Source organism: Streptomyces sp. NPDC005898 (assembly GCF_040629635.1).
Classification (GTDB): Bacteria; Actinomycetota; Actinomycetes; order Streptomycetales; family Streptomycetaceae; genus Streptomyces.
The window spans coordinates 134,346-149,597 of record NZ_JBEXWC010000008.1 but is presented as its reverse complement, the minus strand read 5'-3'; the positions used below and the strand labels follow the sequence as shown (position 1 = coordinate 149,597).

Genomic DNA, 15,252 nt, shown 5'->3' with positions numbered 1-15,252 from the left:
CACTGCCGACGGCCGGCGGCGTCACCCCCTACGGGACGGGGGAGGCGCCGCCGCTCTGTGTCATCCCGTGGCAGTACGACGAGTTGCGCCCCGGGGCTGACGCTTCTGCGCGCCCGATTTGGTCGGATGGACCTCGGCAAGAACCACCACTCCTGACCAATTCGGGTGAGAATGGCGGCGCGGGGTGGACAAAGGCGCGTACGCATGTATGGACGTACCGGCACATGCGGCACGTACCGCACGTACAGGCAGGGCCGCCGCCGACCACGGAGGTAGGGCACACAATGGCACCGTACGGACCGGAACAGGACACCACAGAAGCCGGGGAACCGCGCGCGAGGCGCCGCAAGGCGAGCCGTTACGCGGTCCCCGTCGCGGTGGCGGGGGTGGCGGCGGCGACGATCGGGCTCGTCCCGGCGCTCGCCACCTCGGGCGACCCGGATCTGCCGAAGATCACCGCTCAGGAACTCATCGAGAAGATCGCCGCGTCGGACACCCAGCGGCTTTCCGGCCACGTCAAGATCAGCACGGATCTGGGGCTGCCCTCGGTGGGCGGCCTTGCGGGCGGCGTCGCGGGCGGAGGCGGCGGCGCGGGCCGCGGTGAGGGCGGCGAGGGTTCCGCCGCGGACCCCGCGAGCAAGCTGATGGAGCTGGCGTCCGGCACGCACACCCTGCGGGTCGCGGCCGATGGCCCCGACAAGCAGAAGGTGTCCGTCCTCGGGGACGCCTCCGAGTACAGCCTGATCCACAACGGCGACGAGGTGTGGGGCTACGACAGTGCCTCGAACGAGGCGTACCACGCGCAGGGCGCCGACGAGGGCGCCGAGAGGCGCTCCGGGAAGGGCACCGGGAAGGGCGCCGAGTTCGGGAAGGGCGCGGCGAAGGGGCTGCCCGCCACGCCCAAGGACCTCGCCGAGCAGGCGCTGAAGGCCGTGGACGGCACGACGTCCGTCACGGTCGACGGGACCGCGCAGGTCGCGGGCCGCGACGCGTACCGCCTGGTCGTCAAGCCGAAGCAGTCCGGTTCGACGGTCGGGCAGATCACGGTCGCCGTGGACGCGGAGACGGGTACGCCGCTGAAGTTCACGCTGACCCCGGCGCCCGGGGGCGCGGCGGTGATCGACGCGGGCTTCACGAAGGTCGACTTCGGCAAGCCGTCCGCGGCCACGTTCGACTTCACGCCGCCCAAGGGCGCGAAGGTCACCGAGGCCGACGAACGCGGGGCGCGCGGCGGTGACTTCAAGCCGAAGGACGGTGACTTCAAGGGCAAGGGCAAGGAGAAGGGCAAGGAATTCAAGGAGGAGGATCTGAACGACCTGCGGGTCATCGGAGAGGGCTGGGGTTCCATCGCCGAGCTGAAGCTGCCCGGCGGCCAGGGGCTGCCGACGGCCGGTTCGGGCGATGTCCCGCCGGACGCGCAGAAGCTGCTGGACTCCCTGGGCGACAAGGTCAGCGGCGAGTTCGGCTCCGGCACGGTCTTCTCGACCCGCCTGATCAACGCCCTCGTCACCGACGACGGCACGGTCTACGCGGGCGCGGTCACGAAGGACGCGCTGGTGAAGGCGGCGAACGCGGCGCATTAGCGCGTAGGGCCCACGGGGGGCGCGCGGTGGTGCACGGCGGCGCGGGACGGCACCGTGCACCACCGCGTACTACCGCGACGCGGACGAGCGGGCGGGCCACATGAGGATGAGCGGGAACGACGCCGGTACGGCCGATCCGCGTGCCGCGTGCCGCGTGCGTGGCCGGGGGCACAGCTGGGAGCGGAGCGTTCCCGACGGCACAACCGGGAGCGCGCCGACGGCACAGCCAGGACAGGGACCGGAAGCGTGCCGGGCGACAGCCGGGCGTGTGCCCGACGGCACGGCCAGGAACGTGCCCGACGGGACAGCCAGAAGCGTGCCCGAAGGCGCAGCCAGGACAGGACAGACCGGAAGCGTGCCGGGTGACAGCCGGCCGACGGGAGGACGCGGTGTCGGGCACGATCGGGGGGACGCCGTCTCTCGCCGGCGGAACATCGCCCCACGTCATCGAGACGCGAGGGCTCACCAAGCGGTACGGCGGACACCTCGCCGTCGACCGGCTGGACCTCGCCGTCCCGCAGGGCAGCGTCTTCGGGTTCCTCGGGCCGAACGGCTCGGGCAAGACGACCACCATCCGCATGCTGATGGGCCTCATCGAGCCGACCTCGGGCACCGCCCGGGTCCTCGGCAGGCCCATGCCGCGCGCCGCCCGCGCCGTGCTCCCGCACGTCGGCGCGCTGATCGAGGGCCCCGCCCTCTACGGCTTCCTGTCGGGCCGCGACAACCTCCTGCGCTACGACTCCGCCGACCCGACGGCCGACCCCCGCACCCGCCGGGCCCGTGCCGAGGCCGCCCTCGACCGGGTGGGCCTGGCCGCGGCCGCCGGCAAGAAGGCGAAGGCGTACTCGTTGGGCATGAAGCAGCGGCTCGGCCTCGCCGCCGCGCTGCTCCGCCCACGCGGACTCCTCGTCCTGGACGAGCCGACGAACGGCCTCGACCCGCAGGGCATGCGCGAGATCCGCGCCCTGGTGCGGGAACTGGCGGCGGAGGGCACGACCGTCTTCCTGTCCTCGCACCTGCTGGACGAGATCGAGCAGATCTGCACGCACGCGGCCGTGATGAACCGGGGCCGCCTGCTCACCCAGGGCCCGGTCGCCGAGCTGGCGGCGGGCGCGCGCGGCAGGCTGGTCGTGACGACACCGGACCCGGGCGAGGCGGCCCGGGTCCTGAAGGAGCGGGGCGTGGCGGATCTGGTCGTGACGCAGGACGGCGTGACGGGTGAGCCGCCGGCGCAGGACGCGGCCGGCCGGGACGTGGATCTGGCCGAGGTGAATGCCGCGCTGGTGGCGGCGGGCGTCCGCGTCCGGGGCTTCGGCCTCGAACGGGCCTCGCTGGAGGACGCGTTCGTGGCGCTGACGGGGGAGGGCTTCGATGTCGCGGGCTGAGACGGGGGCCGTACCGGAGCCGGGCAAGTCCGGGGCGGGCGCTTCCGGGGCGGGCGCTCCCGGGGCAGGGGGAACGGGGCCCGTGTCGGAGCCCCGGCCGAGCTGGACGCTCGGGCTGTTCCGCAGCGAGCTGACGATCACCTTCCGCCGCTGGCGGACCCTCGCGCTGCTCGGCGTGCTCGCCGCCGTGCCGATCGTCGTCGGCATCGCCGTCAAGATCGAGACGAGCGACGGTTCGACCGTCGGCGGGGGCGGCGAGGGCGGCGGCCCCGCGTTCATCGCGCAGATCACCAACAACGGCCTGTTCCTGGTCTTCACCGCGCTCGCGGCGACACTGCCGTTCTTCCTGCCGATGGCGATCGGCGTGATCGCGGGCGACGCCGTCGCGGGCGAGGCGAACGCGGGCACGCTGCGCTATCTGCTGGTCGCGCCCGCGGGCCGCACCCGCCTGCTGCTCGTCAAGTACGCGACCACGCTGACGTTCTGCCTGGTCGCGACCCTGGTCGTGGCCGTGACCGCGCTCGCGACGGGCGCGCTGCTCTTCCCGCTGGGCGAGGTCACCACCATCTCCGGCACCCGGCTGGGCTTCGGCGAGGGACTCTGGCGGGCCCTGCTCGTCGCGCTCGTCGTCGCCGCGTCACTGACCGGTCTCGCGGCGCTCGGCCTGTTCGTCTCGACGCTCACCAGCAGTGGCGTCGCCGCGATGGCGACGACCGTCGGCCTGCTGATCACGGTGCAGATCCTCGACCAGATCCCGCAGCTGGACGCCCTGCACCCGTACTTCTTCTCGCACTACTGGCTGTCCTTCGCCGACCTGATGCGCGAGCCCGTCTACTGGGACGACCTCATCAAGAACCTCCGCGTCCAGGGGCTCTACGCGGCCGTCTTCGGCTCGGCGGCGTGGGCGAGGTTCGGCGCGAAGGACATCATGGCGTGAGGACCGCGTCGCCTGCCTTGTCCGAGTCGCCCGCCGTGTCGCCCGCCGTTTCGTCCGTCGTCCCGCCGGCCGTGTCCTCGTACGGGTAGCGGGCCACGGGCGCCTCCCGCGCGAAGAACGTCTTGGCGCGCAGCAGCGCCTGCTCGTCCGCCAGGACGTGGCCGGGCCGGGTGCCGTTGCCGAGCAGGACGCCGCCGAAGCGCATGGGGAAGAAGGCGGCGGTGTGGTTCAGCGTGTCGATCAGCGGTCCGGCCACCTCCTCCTCGGAGTGCGCGAGCGCCGTCACGCCCCACAGGGTGCGGCCCCGCAGCGACTCCTTGAAGTCCAGCTCCGGCGTCTCCAGCCAGGCGTCCCAGTAGTCGAGGTAGCGCTTGGCGGTGGCCGAGAGCGAGTACCAGTACAGCGGCGACGCGATCACGATGTCCGTGGCGTGCAGCGTGGCGTCCAGGAGCAGGGCCTCCGTGCCCTCGGGGCGCGGCCGGGCGCGGGGCAGCGAGTCGTCGTGCCGCAGGTCCTCGAAGTCGGGCAGCGGGTGATCGGAGAGATGGATCCAGCGCTGCTCGACGTCCGAGGGCAGCTGCTCGGCGGCCTTGCGGGCCAGGATCTCGGTGTTGCCGCCGGTGCGGCCGCTGCCGAGGACGAAGAGGAACGAACGGGTCATGGGAATCCTCCTGGAAGTGGCCGGGGACGGCCGAGCGCCGACTTACTTGCGTGTGCACTATATGCACGCGCATTCAAAGTCGTCCAGAGGGAATTCAGCCCGTACGCGTCGGCTGCCGGACCACCTCGCCGCGGTCGGGGCGTACGTGGATGACCCACCCGGCGGCGTAGGTGCCGGGCACGGTCTCGCGGGGCCAGTCGCGGGCCCAGGGTGGCGGTGCCGCCCGGCGCAGGACGAGGGCGGTGGGGCGGCGCGGATCGCGCGGGCCGCCGCCGGGGGCGCAACCGGCGGTGTGGGCGAGGGGGATGACGGAGGTGTTGCCGTTCAGGGTGCAGGGGGCGCGGGTGCCGGCACCCGGGTGCGGGCCGTTGCCGACGCCGTGCCGCTGGAGGGCCGCGGCGATCCGCTGCCAGTCACCGCGAGCGGCCGCCTGGACGGTCGTGTGGCCCTGGACGAGGAGCATCTGGACGGCGAGATGCCCCCCGAGCACGAGCACCGCCACGCCCGCCACCGCCCACCGAGGCAGGACCGTCCGCCCCCATCCGACGAGGGTGAGCAGGCCGAGCGCGGCGACGGGCGCGAGCAGGGCATGGGCGGGCAGCAGGAACCGGGGGGCGGCGTAAGGGACGAGCAGCAGATAGGGCAGCGCGACGGCCAGAGCGGTGCCAAGGGCCAGGGCGGTGCCAAGGGGCACGGCGGTGGCAGGGGGCGCGGCGGTGGCAGGGGGCAGCAGGCCGAGGCGGGCCAGACGGCTGACACGGGGCAGCAGGCCGAAGCGGGACAGACGGCTGACACGGGGCAGCAGGGTGAGACGGGACAGACGGCTGGCACGGGGCAGCAGGGTGAGGCGGGGCAGAAGGGTGACACGGGCGGGGCCCACCGGCCGGCCGACGGGCCGCGCCCGAGCCGCCGTCCCGCTGTCGCGGCGGGTGGCCCACAGGCCGGTCGCCACCAGGACGGTGAGCAGGAGCCACCACTCCGCCGCCACCGGGCGGATGCCGTCGCCGGTGCAGGGGCGGCAGAGCAGCGGGCCGTCGAAGGCCGTGAGGTGGTGGACGAAGGACAGCAGCGGGCGCAGATCGCCCTGCACCTCGCTGGCTTCCGTCAGCCGTTCGCGGACCCCGCCGAAACGGACGTACGCCTCGACGGCCCACGGCAGCACACCCACCGCGAGCCCGCCGAGCACCGCGCCGACCCGGCCCCGCCTCCGCCAGGCGGGCACCAGCAGGGCGGCGAGCAGCAGGGGCAGGCCCACGGCGGCGCCGTCGTTGGGCCGCATCAGCGTCGCGAGGGCGAGCCCGGCCGCGATCCCGGCGTACGTGCGGACGGACTGGCGTGAGCACAGGAACAGGCCGACCGCGCCCACGGCACCCATGGCCGTGTAGTGGTTCGGCATGGCCGCGCTCGCGTAGAACAACGTGATCCACAGCCCGCCGTACAGCGCGGCCGCGACGACGGCCGCCGAGGGCCGGGGCGCGGCACGCAGCCACGGCCGAAAACCCAGATAGAGGCCGGCGGACGAGAGCAGCGTCAGCCACACCCTGAGGAGCGGCACGGAGTCGCTCCAGGCGGCCACGGGCGCGATGAGGAGCGGTACGCCACGGGTGCGGGGCGCGCTGAACGGGGTGGCGGGGGCGTGGGGCGCGTACCGGCTGGCGTAGACGAGTTCGTCCCAGCCGAGGGGCAGGCCGAGCGGAACGAGGGCCAGGGACAGCAGGGCGAAGGCACCGCAGACGGCGAGAAGGAGCCGGCGCGGGTCGGCCGCCCCTCGCGTACCGCCGCTCACAGATCGTCCACGACGATGGCCGGCCCTCCTCGATGACCCCACCGCCCCGCCCGCCACACCGCGCTCACATGGTCAGCTGAAGACCACGGACCGTACTTTCATACGCTCCGACCCTCCACCGGTGCGCGGACTCAGGCTGAAGAATTGAGCCCCCTCGCAGTCGGCACGCAGGAAGACGATGGCCGTGGCGCCAGTACGGTTCTTCGGCGAGTGGCCGGGAGCCAGGTCGTCCGACCCCACACCCTTGAGGTTGATGCACTTCCTGCTCGGCGGGTTGTTGAGGAACCCCACTGCCTCGTGATCTCCGCTGGTTGTGTACGTGTAGCGGAACTGGCCCGTGGCGGCGACAGCCGAGGTGGGCACGGTGGTGACGAGCACCAGGGCGCCGAGGGCGGCGGTCATGGCGTGACGAAGGCGCATGGGACCTCTTTCTTTTCCGTTGCCGGGGAGTTGACGTCTCCACCGGCGAGGTCCCCGGGCGGTGGTGACGGGATGCGCGGCGTCACTCCTTGGACGGGTGGGGAAACGATTCGTCATGCGCCATCCGGGCTACGGGCTACTCCGCTACCAGGCGAGCCGTGGCCTGGGGGGGGCGATGGGGCCCTGGGGCAGTCAGACCACGGGCTCCGGCTCGTCCCGGACGCCGGGCTTCCGCTCCCCGTCCGCGCCGACGGCCTCAGCGGTGCCAGCCTCGGCAGCGACGGCCTCCGCGCCGAGGGCCTGCGCGGTGATCGCCTCCGTGGGCTCGGTGGCCGGCGTGGCCCGCCGGGCGGCGCCCAGGCGGACCGCGTTCCGGCGGGCCGTGCGCAGCGCGTCCCACGTCAGCAGCGAGAGGGCCAGCCAGACCAGAGCGAAGCCTGCCCACCGCTCGGGCGGCATCGCCTCGTGGAAGTACAGGATGCCGATCAGGAACTGGAAGACGGGTGCGAGGTACTGGAGCAGCCCCAGCGTGGACAGCGGCACGCGGATCGCCGCCGCCCCGAAGCAGACCAGGGGAACGGCGGTCACCACCCCGGTCGCCGCGAGGAGCGCCGCGTGCCCCGCGCCCGCCGTGCCGAACGTCATGTCGCCCCGCGAGCCGAGCCACACCAGGTAGCCGACGGCGGGCAGGAACTGCACGGCGGTCTCGGCGGCGAGCGACTCCAGGCCGCTGAGGTTGACCTTCTTCTTCACCAGGCCGTACGTCGCGAAGGAGAAGGCGAGGCAGAGCGAGATCCAGGGCGGCTGCCCGTAGCCGAAGGCCAGGACGAGGACCGCCGCGAGCCCGACGGCGACGGCGGCCCACTGCACGGGCCGCAGCCGCTCGCCGAGCAGCAGGACACCCATCGCGATGGTGACCAGCGGGTTGATGAAGTAGCCGAGCGAGGCCTCGACGACGTGGCCGGCGTTCACGGCCCAGATGTAGACGCCCCAGTTGAGCGTGATGACCGCGGCGGCGATCACCACCAGCCCCAGCCTGCGCGGCCGGCGGACCAGCTCGCGGGCCCATCCCCAACGCCGTACGAAGAGCATCGCGAGGCCCACCACCACGAGGGACCACGCCATGCGGTGTGCGAGGATCTCGCCGGCCCCGGAGGGCTTGAGCAGCGGCCAGAAGAGAGGCACGAGGCCCCACATCCCGTACGCCGCGAAGCCGTTCAGCAGCCCTATGCGCTGCTCGCCCTTCGACTGTCCGGCTGCTCCGCTGTCCACGGCCCCTCCTCGGCGCACGGCAGTCCGACGCTGCCCTCTCGAAGGTAGCGTCGAGAGGCCGCACCTGTCATGTCCGTATGGGTCGGACACTCATGACGCCGAGGAGTCGGGCGTGGCCCGGCCAGGGCCGCCTCAGCGGCGGAGCCCGGCGGCCACCGCGTCGGCGAGCGGCGTGGTCGGGCGGCCGATCAGCCGGGCCAGGTCCCCGCTGGTGCCCGCGAGGCGCCCCCGCCCGATGGCCGCGTCCACGTCGACGAGGATCGCCGCCATCGGCTCGGGCACTCCGGCGCCGGTCAGCACGGCGAGGTGCTCCTCGGCCGGCACGTTCGCATGGCTGATGTCCTTGCCGCTCTGCCGGGCCACCTCGGCGGCGTACTCGGCCAGGCTCCACGCGACGTCGCCGCTCAGCTCGTAGGCCTTGCCCTCGTGGCCCTCGCCGGTGAGCACGGCGACGGCGGCCGCGGCGTAGTCGGCGCGCGAGGCCGAGGCGATGCGGCCCTCGCCCGCGGAACCGATGACCACGCCGTGCTCCAGCACGGGGGCGAGGTGCTCGGTGTAGTTCTCGTGGTACCAGCCGTTGCGCAGGAAGGTGTGCGGCAGGCCGGAGTCGAGGATCAGCTGCTCGGTGGCCTTGTGCTCGGCCGCCAGGTCGAAGTCGGCCTCGGGGCCGCCGAGGATGCTTGTGTAGGCGAGCAGCGCCACGCCCGCCTCGCGCGCGGCGTCGATCACCGCGCGGTGCTGCTCCACGCGCCGCCCGACCTCACTGCCGGAGATCAGCAGCACGCGGTCACCCGCGTGGAAGACGCCGCGCAGGGTCGCGGGGTCGTTGTAGTCGGCCGTGCGCAGCTCGACGCCGCGCTCCGCGAGCTCGGCGGCCTTGCCCTTGTCGCGCACGACGGCCGCGATCTGTCCCGCGGGGACCTCGGCGGCGAGCAGCCCCTCGATGACGAGACGGCCCAGGTTCCCGGTGGCTCCGGTGACGACGATGCTCATGTCTGAAATCTCCTCTTCCGATGCGGTCTGCCTCTCACTCTAGGCCCGGCACTAACTATACGTAAGTACCCACTTTGAAGTAAGGTACTGGTATGTCCGTAAGCCCGGTAAGTCGTGGCGTCAACGAAGAGATGTGCCCCTACCGCCTGGTCCTGGAGCACGTCACCAGCCGTTGGGGTGTCCTGATCCTGATCGCGCTCGAAGAGCGCTCGTACCGCTTCAGCGAGCTGCGCCGCGAGATCGGCCGCGTCAGCGAGAAGATGCTGACCCAGACCCTGCAGACCCTGGAACGGGACGGCCTGGTGCACCGCGACGCCAAGCCGGTCATCCCGCCCCGCGTGGACTACTCCCTGACCGGCCTCGGCCGCGAGGCCGCCGAGCAGGTCAGAACCCTCGCGGCCTGGACGGAACGGCGCATGGCCGACGTGCAGAAGGCGCGCCAGGAGTACGACCAGAAGGCGCGCTAGGGGTACCGCCAGGGGTACGACGAAGCCCGGCTCTGAGGTGTTGAAGGCGCAGAGCCGGGCTCGGTGCGAAGGCGTCCGCCGGTGAGGGCGGTTCTCGGCCGGGGCGGTTCCCGGCCGGGGCGGCCCCGGGTCAGCCGGTGACGGTCCAGGTGTCGGTGCCGGTGAGCAGCGCGGCGAGGTCGCCCTTGCCGTTCTGTTCGATGGCGGTGTCGAGCTGGTCGGCCATGAGGGTGTCGTAGACCGGGCGCCGGATGTCGCGGAAGACGCCGATCGGCGTGTGGTGCAGCGTGTCGGGGTCCGCGAGCCGGGAGAGCGCGAACGCCGTGGTGGGGGAGGCGGCGTGGGCGTCGTGGGTGAGGATGTCGGCCTCGTTGTCCGGAGTGACGGCGACGACTTCCAGGTCGCCGGTGGCCGGGTCGCGCACGACGCCCTTCGACTGCTCGGTGCCGAAGCGGATCGGCTGCCCGTGTTCCAGGCGGATGACGGCTTCCTCGGCCTGCTGTTTGTCCTTGAGGACCTCGAAGGCGCCGTCGTTGAAGATGTTGCAGTTCTGGTAGATCTCCACCAGTGCCGTGCCCGGGTGTTCGGCGGCCGCGCGCAGCACCGACGTGAGGTGCTTGCGGTCGGAGTCCACCGTCCGTGCCACGAAGGAGGCCTCCGCGCCGATGGCCAGGGAGACGGGGTTGAAGGGGGCGTCCAGGGAGCCCATCGGCGTGGATTTGGTGATCTTGCCGAGCTCCGAGGTGGGGCTGTACTGGCCCTTGGTCAGGCCGTAGATGCGGTTGTTGAAGAGCAGGATCTTCAGGTTGACGTTGCGGCGCAGGGCGTGGATGAGGTGGTTGCCGCCGATGGACAGGGCGTCGCCGTCGCCGGTGACCACCCATACGCTCAGGTCGCGGCGGGAGGAGGCCAGGCCGGTGGCGATGGCCGGGGCGCGGCCGTGGATGGAGTGCATCCCGTAGGTGTTCATGTAGTACGGGAAGCGGGACGAGCAGCCGATGCCGGAGACGAAGACGATGTTCTCTTTGGCCAGGCCCAATTCGGGCATGAAGCCCTGGACGGCCGCCAGGACGGCGTAGTCGCCGCAGCCCGGGCACCAGCGCACTTCCTGGTCGGTCTTGAAGTCCTTCATGGACTGTTTGGCCTCGGTCTTGGGGACCAGGTGCAGCAGTGCGTTGCCGGAGTCAGTCATCGATGGCCTCCTTGAGAGCCGTGGCCAGCTGCTCGGCCTTGAACGGCATGCCGTTGACCTGGTTGTACGAGACCGCGTCCACCAGGTACTTCGCCCGGACGAGGGTGGCGAGCTGGCCCAGGTTCATCTCCGGGATCACCACCTTGGGGTAGCGGCCCAGGATGTCGCCCAGGTTGCGCGGGAAGGGGTTGAGGTGGCGCAGGTGGGCCTGGGCGATGGGGACGCCGGCCGCGCGCAGCCGACGCACGGCCGCGGTGATGGGCCCGTAGGTGGAGCCCCAGCCCAGGACCAGGGTGTCCGCTTCCCCGCTGGGGTCCTCGACGTCGAGGTCGGGCACCTCGATGCCGTCGATCTTGGCCTGTCGGGTGCGGACCATGAAGTCGTGGTTGGCCGGGTCGTAGGAGATGTTGCCCGTGCCGTCCTGTTTCTCGATGCCGCCGATCCGGTGTTCCAGCCCCGGCGTACCCGGAATCGCCCACGGCCGTGCCAGCGTGTGCGGGTCCCGCTTGTAGGGCCAGAACACCTCGCTGCCGTCGGCCTGGGTGTGATTGGGGCCGGTGGCGAACTGCACGCGCAAGTCCGGCAGTTCCTCCGGTTGCGGGATGCGCCACGGCTCGCTGCCGTTGGCCAGATAGCCGTCGCTGAGCAGGAAGACGGGGGTGCGGTAGGTCAGCGCGATCCGCGCCGCCTCCAGCGCCGCGTCGAAACAGTCCGCCGCGGTCCTGGGGGCCACCACCGGCACCGGCGCCTCGCCGTTGCGCCCGTACATCGCCTGCAGCAGGTCCGCCTGCTCGGTCTTGGTCGGCAGCCCCGTGGAGGGGCCGCCGCGCTGGATGTCCACGATGAGCAGCGGCAGTTCCAGGGAGACCGCCAGGCCGATCGTCTCCGACTTCAGCGCCACGCCCGGCCCGGAGGTCGTCGTCACCGCCAGCGAGCCGCCGAACGCCGCCCCCAGCGCCGCTCCGATCCCGGCGATCTCGTCCTCCGCCTGGAACGTGCGCACGCCGAAGTTCTTGTGCCGGGACAGCTCATGCAGGATGTCCGAGGCCGGCGTGATCGGATACGAACCCAAGTACAGCGGCAGATCCGCCTGGCGGGCCGCCGCGATCAACCCGTACGACAGCGCCAGGTTGCCGGAGATGTTGCGGTAGGTGCCCGCGGGGAACGCGGCCGCCGCCGGCGCCACCTCGTACGAGACCGCGAAGTCCTCGGTCGTCTCCCCGAAGTTCCACCCCGCACGGAACGCCGCGACGTTCGCCTCGGCGATCTCGGGCTTCTTCGCGAACTTCGACCGCAGGAACCGCTCCGTGCCCTCCGTCGGCCGGTGATACATCCACGACAACAACCCCAGCGCGAACATGTTCTTGCAACGCCCCGCGTCCTTGCGCGAGAGGTCGAAGTCCTTCAACGCCTCCACCGTCAACGTCGTCAACGGCACCTGGTGCACCCGGTAGGCGTCCAGCGAACCGTCCTCCAGCGGCGAGGCGTCGTACCCGACCTTCTGCATCGCCCTCGGGGAGAACTCATCCGTGTTCACAATGATCTCCGCGCCCCGCGGCACATCCCCGATGTTCGCCTTCAGCGCCGCCGGATTCATCGCCACCAGCACATTCGGCGCATCCCCCGGAGTGAGGATGTCGTGATCGGCGAAATGCACCTGGAAAGAGGACACCCCGGGCAACGTCCCGGCAGGCGCCCGGATCTCCGCCGGGAAGTTCGGCAACGTCGACAGGTCGTTGCCGAACGACGCGGTCTCCGACGTGAAACGGTCACCCGTCAGCTGCATGCCGTCACCGGAGTCACCCGCGAAACGGATGATCACCCGGTCGAGGCGCTGTACGTCTTTTCCACCCGCGGGCCTGCGTTGCTCTCCGACGATTGCCTCGTCGGCCTGCTCGGCTTCGCTACTGACCTGGCTGGTCACTGAACTGGACCTCCCTCAAGGCGGCTGAGGGTAAACGCCGGGACGCCCGGCGTTCCCAAGGCCCACCCTACGTCTGTAAGGGGTGCCTGCCCCGGGTGGCTCGTATTTTGGATGTCCTTTTCAGACGGTTCACTGTCCCGTTTTGCCATGATGTGCCCGACCCCCCGGCCCTTCGTAGCTGACGCTCCCGCTCATCCTTTGGTTGTAGGACTCTCTACGGCCTGCCCCTGACCGCTGCCTGACCCGGACCTGACACCCTCCGTTCGGGGTGCCCCGGCCGGTCAGGAGTTGAGGTAGGTCAAGACCGCGAGCACCCGACGGTGGTCCCCGTCGCTCGGGGACAGGCCGAGCTTCAGGAAGATGTTGCTCACGTGCTTCTCGACGGCGCCGTCGCTCACCACGAGCTGGCGGGCGATCGCGGAGTTCGTCCGGCCCTCCGCCATCAGCCCGAGCACCTCCCGCTCCCGCGGAGTGAGCCCCGCGAGGACGTCCTGCTTGCGGCTGCGGCCCAGCAGCTGCGCGACGACCTCCGGGTCGAGCGCCGTGCCGCCCTCGGCCACCCGCACCACCGCGTCCACGAAATCGCGCACGTCGGCGACCCGGTCCTTCAGCAGATAGCCCACCCCCCGGCTGGACGCGGCGAGCAGTTCGGTGGCGTACTGCTCCTCGACGTACTGCGAAAGGACCAGCACCCCGAGACCCGGGTGGCGGTGGCGCAGCAGCACCGCCGCCCGTACCCCCTCGTCGGTGTGGGTCGGCGGCATCCGCACATCGGCGACGACCACGTCCGGCAGGGCGTCCCGGGCCGCGAGATCCGTGATCGTCTCGATCAGCGCGTCGGCGTCCCCCACCCCCGCGACCACCTCATGTCCGCGGTCGGTCAGCAACCGGGTCAGGCCCTCCCTGAGCAGCACCGAATCCTCGGCGATGGCCACCCGCACTTTGTCCTCCACTGTTCTTGTCCCCCCGCGCTCGTCCGGCGGCCCGGGTCCGACGTCCGTCGCGTCGGCCGACCGTCCGGCACCTCAGTATCGCGCGATCCACGGCCGGCCACCGGGGCCTGTGGATAACTTCCCCGCCCGCCGCGCGGGGGCAGACGAGCGGGGTCGAACGGCCGGGGTCAGACGGGTGGCACAGCGGGTGGCTCAGGCGTGGTGGTGCAGGTGTGCCGGGGCAGGCGTGCCGGGTCAGGCGTGCCGCCACGGCAGTTCCGCCGTTATCGTCGTCGGACCGCCCCGCGGCGAGTCGACCACCAGGATCCCGTCGACCGCGTCCAGCCGCTCCGCGAGGCCCGTGAGTCCCGAGCCCGCCATGACGTCGGCGCCACCCGAGCCGTTGTCCGTGACCTGGAGCATCAGCCGGTCCTCGGAACGCCACACGTCGACCGCGCCCTGGGTCGCCCGGCTGTGCTTGCTGATGTTCTGGAGCAGCTCGGAGACCGTGAAGTACGCGATGCCCTCGATGGCGGCGGCCGGCCGGCTCGGCAGGTCCACCTCCACCTGGACCGGCACGGTGCAGCGCGCGGCCAGCGCGGAGAGCGCCGCGTCGAGACCGCGGTCGGTGAGGACCGCCGGATGGATGCCGCGGGCCAGGTCGCGCAGCTCCTGAAGGGCGACCTTCACCTCGCCGTGCGCCTCGTCCACCATGCGGGCCGCGGCCTCGGGGTCCTCGGCCAGCTTCTCCTTGGCCAGCCCCAGGTCCATGGCGAGGGCGACCAGGCGGGCCTGCGCGCCGTCGTGCAGATCGCGCTCGATGCGGCGCAGATCGGCGGCGGCGGTGTCCACGACCACGCCCCGGTCCGACTCCAGCTCCACGACGCGGGTCGCGAGCTGCGAGGGGCCCAGCAGCCCCTGCACCATCACGCGGTCCACCGTGGTCAGGGCCCGCAGGATCCACGGCGTGGCCAGCGTTATCAGCAGGCCGGTCGCCGCCGTGACGCCGATCTCGAAGGGGTTGTCGAGGTAGATGCGGTGGCCGTCGTCGCCGTAGAGCTGGATGCCGCCCTGGCCGCCGTACAACGGGAAGAGCCAGAACCACAGCGGGTACGTGAGCATCATCCAGCCGTACGACCAGAAGGCCACTGTCACCACGAACGAGAACAGCGACCAAGGCAGCATCAGCACCGAGTACAGCAGGTGCCGCCAGGACGCGCCGGACTTGAGGACGGCCCCGATGACCGCCATCGCGCCGCCGCCCTTGGGTCGCAGCGGCTCCGGGGCCGCCACGTCCAGGTCGAGCAGGCCTCGGGCCCTCGTCCGCTCCAGGGCGCCGATGCCGCGGCAGCCGGCGAGGGCCCCGGCCAGCACCGGTATGCCGATGAAGGTGATCAGCAGCCCCACGCCGAGGGAGAGCATCGTGACCGCGAAGACGAAGGACATGACGCCTATGGGCAGGCTCAGCAGGGTGTAGCCGAACTCCTTCCAGGTGCGCGCCTCGATCGGGGCGCGCAGCCCCGCCGGGAGGCGGCGACGCCCGTCCGCCCCACCCGTGCCGCGCAGGTCCGGCCGGCCCCCGTGCGCGTACCCCTGTCCGTACTCCGTGGCCATCGCTGCCGTCCGTTTCTGCTGAAGCTGCCTGGTTCCCGTGTTCTTCTGCTTCCAGCCTCGCCGCCGCGGGGGTCCGGGACCATGGA

The 15,252-nt window shown here is 71.8% G+C and carries 13 protein-coding genes; 4 read left to right on the top strand and 9 right to left on the bottom strand.

From position 1 onward, the window contains the following. Positions 1-284 precede the first annotated feature (284 nt). From ABZ385_RS14025 to ABZ385_RS14015, 3 genes are all read left to right on the top strand, one after another. Positions 285-1,583 carry a DUF2092 domain-containing protein gene (locus tag ABZ385_RS14025; protein ID WP_358911449.1) on the top strand — a complete coding sequence of 433 codons (1,299 nt, stop codon included), beginning with the start codon at positions 285-287 and terminating at the stop codon, positions 1,581-1,583. Positions 1,584-1,972: 389 nt separating this feature from the next. Next, positions 1,973-2,968 carry an ABC transporter ATP-binding protein gene (locus ABZ385_RS14020; protein WP_358911447.1) on the top strand — a complete coding sequence of 332 codons (996 nt, stop codon included), beginning with the start codon at positions 1,973-1,975 and terminating at the stop codon, positions 2,966-2,968. After that, the gene (locus ABZ385_RS14015) at positions 2,955-3,905 is read left to right on the top strand and encodes an ABC transporter permease (protein WP_358911445.1); all 951 of its coding nucleotides are present in this window, start codon (positions 2,955-2,957) and stop codon (positions 3,903-3,905) included. The genes ABZ385_RS14020 and ABZ385_RS14015 overlap by 14 nt, the downstream gene beginning before the upstream one ends. On the opposite strand, the gene ABZ385_RS14010 is transcribed toward ABZ385_RS14015, so the two are convergent. The 5 genes from ABZ385_RS14010 to ABZ385_RS13990 form a co-directional block, all read right to left on the bottom strand. After that, positions 3,895-4,566 (bottom strand): NAD(P)H-dependent oxidoreductase, encoded by a 672-nt coding sequence (locus ABZ385_RS14010; protein WP_358577281.1) that lies wholly within the window; start codon positions 4,564-4,566, stop codon positions 3,895-3,897. The genes ABZ385_RS14015 and ABZ385_RS14010 overlap by 11 nt on opposite strands. 94 nt (positions 4,567-4,660) lie before the next feature. Then, positions 4,661-6,352: a hypothetical protein gene (locus ABZ385_RS14005; RefSeq protein WP_358911444.1), complete on the bottom strand. Its 1,692-nt coding sequence runs from the start codon at positions 6,350-6,352 to the stop codon at positions 4,661-4,663. A gap of 72 nt (positions 6,353-6,424) precedes the next feature. Then, complete coding sequence (locus tag ABZ385_RS14000; RefSeq protein ID WP_358577285.1) at positions 6,425-6,772, bottom strand: hypothetical protein; 348 nt, start codon at positions 6,770-6,772, stop codon at positions 6,425-6,427. Between the two features lie 192 nt (positions 6,773-6,964). Further along, positions 6,965-7,969: an EamA family transporter RarD gene (gene rarD, locus ABZ385_RS13995; protein ID WP_358577459.1), complete on the bottom strand. Its 1,005-nt coding sequence runs from the start codon at positions 7,967-7,969 to the stop codon at positions 6,965-6,967. Between the two features lie 207 nt (positions 7,970-8,176). After that, complete coding sequence (locus ABZ385_RS13990) at positions 8,177-9,037, bottom strand: SDR family oxidoreductase (protein WP_358577287.1); 861 nt, start codon at positions 9,035-9,037, stop codon at positions 8,177-8,179. Positions 9,038-9,129: 92 nt separating this feature from the next. On the opposite strand from ABZ385_RS13990, the gene ABZ385_RS13985 reads away from it, so the two are divergent. Then, positions 9,130-9,504, top strand: coding sequence for a helix-turn-helix domain-containing protein (locus tag ABZ385_RS13985; RefSeq protein ID WP_358577290.1), 375 nt, complete (start codon positions 9,130-9,132; stop codon positions 9,502-9,504). Positions 9,505-9,634: 130 nt separating this feature from the next. Here ABZ385_RS13985 and ABZ385_RS13980 read toward each other — a convergent pair whose 3' ends face one another. The 4 genes from ABZ385_RS13980 to ABZ385_RS13965 all read right to left on the bottom strand — a co-directional run bounded on the left by ABZ385_RS13980 (position 9,635) and on the right by ABZ385_RS13965 (position 15,166). After that, positions 9,635-10,696 (bottom strand): 2-oxoacid:ferredoxin oxidoreductase subunit beta, encoded by a 1,062-nt coding sequence (locus tag ABZ385_RS13980; RefSeq protein ID WP_358577293.1) that lies wholly within the window; start codon positions 10,694-10,696, stop codon positions 9,635-9,637. Then, complete coding sequence (locus tag ABZ385_RS13975; RefSeq protein WP_358577296.1) at positions 10,689-12,620, bottom strand: 2-oxoacid:acceptor oxidoreductase subunit alpha; 1,932 nt, start codon at positions 12,618-12,620, stop codon at positions 10,689-10,691. The genes ABZ385_RS13980 and ABZ385_RS13975 overlap by 8 nt, the downstream gene beginning before the upstream one ends. A 281-nt stretch (positions 12,621-12,901) precedes the next feature. Next, entirely contained in the window at positions 12,902-13,573 is a 672-nt protein-coding gene (locus ABZ385_RS13970; protein WP_358577299.1) for a response regulator transcription factor, read from the bottom strand. Positions 13,574-13,807: 234 nt separating this feature from the next. Continuing rightward, a complete protein-coding gene (locus ABZ385_RS13965; protein WP_358911442.1) occupies positions 13,808-15,166 on the bottom strand; it encodes a sensor domain-containing protein in 1,359 nt (452 codons plus the stop codon). Between the last annotated feature and the right edge of the window lie 86 nt (positions 15,167-15,252).

Excerpts from the sequence above, each read along its gene's own strand:
- rarD (WP_358577459.1), bottom strand. The coding sequence starts at position 7,969 with ATGTGGGGCCTCGTGCCTCTCTTCTGGCCGCTGCTCAAGCCCTCCGGG.
- ABZ385_RS13985 (WP_358577290.1), top strand. The coding sequence starts at position 9,130 with ATGTCCGTAAGCCCGGTAAGTCGTGGCGTCAACGAAGAGATGTGCCCC.
- ABZ385_RS13990 (WP_358577287.1), bottom strand. The coding sequence starts at position 9,037 with ATGAGCATCGTCGTCACCGGAGCCACCGGGAACCTGGGCCGTCTCGTC.
- ABZ385_RS14025 (WP_358911449.1), top strand. The coding sequence starts at position 285 with ATGGCACCGTACGGACCGGAACAGGACACCACAGAAGCCGGGGAACCG.
- ABZ385_RS13980 (WP_358577293.1), bottom strand. The coding sequence starts at position 10,696 with ATGACTGACTCCGGCAACGCACTGCTGCACCTGGTCCCCAAGACCGAG.
- ABZ385_RS14010 (WP_358577281.1), bottom strand. The coding sequence starts at position 4,566 with ATGACCCGTTCGTTCCTCTTCGTCCTCGGCAGCGGCCGCACCGGCGGC.
- ABZ385_RS14015 (WP_358911445.1), top strand. The coding sequence starts at position 2,955 with ATGTCGCGGGCTGAGACGGGGGCCGTACCGGAGCCGGGCAAGTCCGGG.
- ABZ385_RS14000 (WP_358577285.1), bottom strand. The coding sequence starts at position 6,772 with ATGCGCCTTCGTCACGCCATGACCGCCGCCCTCGGCGCCCTGGTGCTC.
- ABZ385_RS13965 (WP_358911442.1), bottom strand. The coding sequence starts at position 15,166 with ATGGCCACGGAGTACGGACAGGGGTACGCGCACGGGGGCCGGCCGGAC.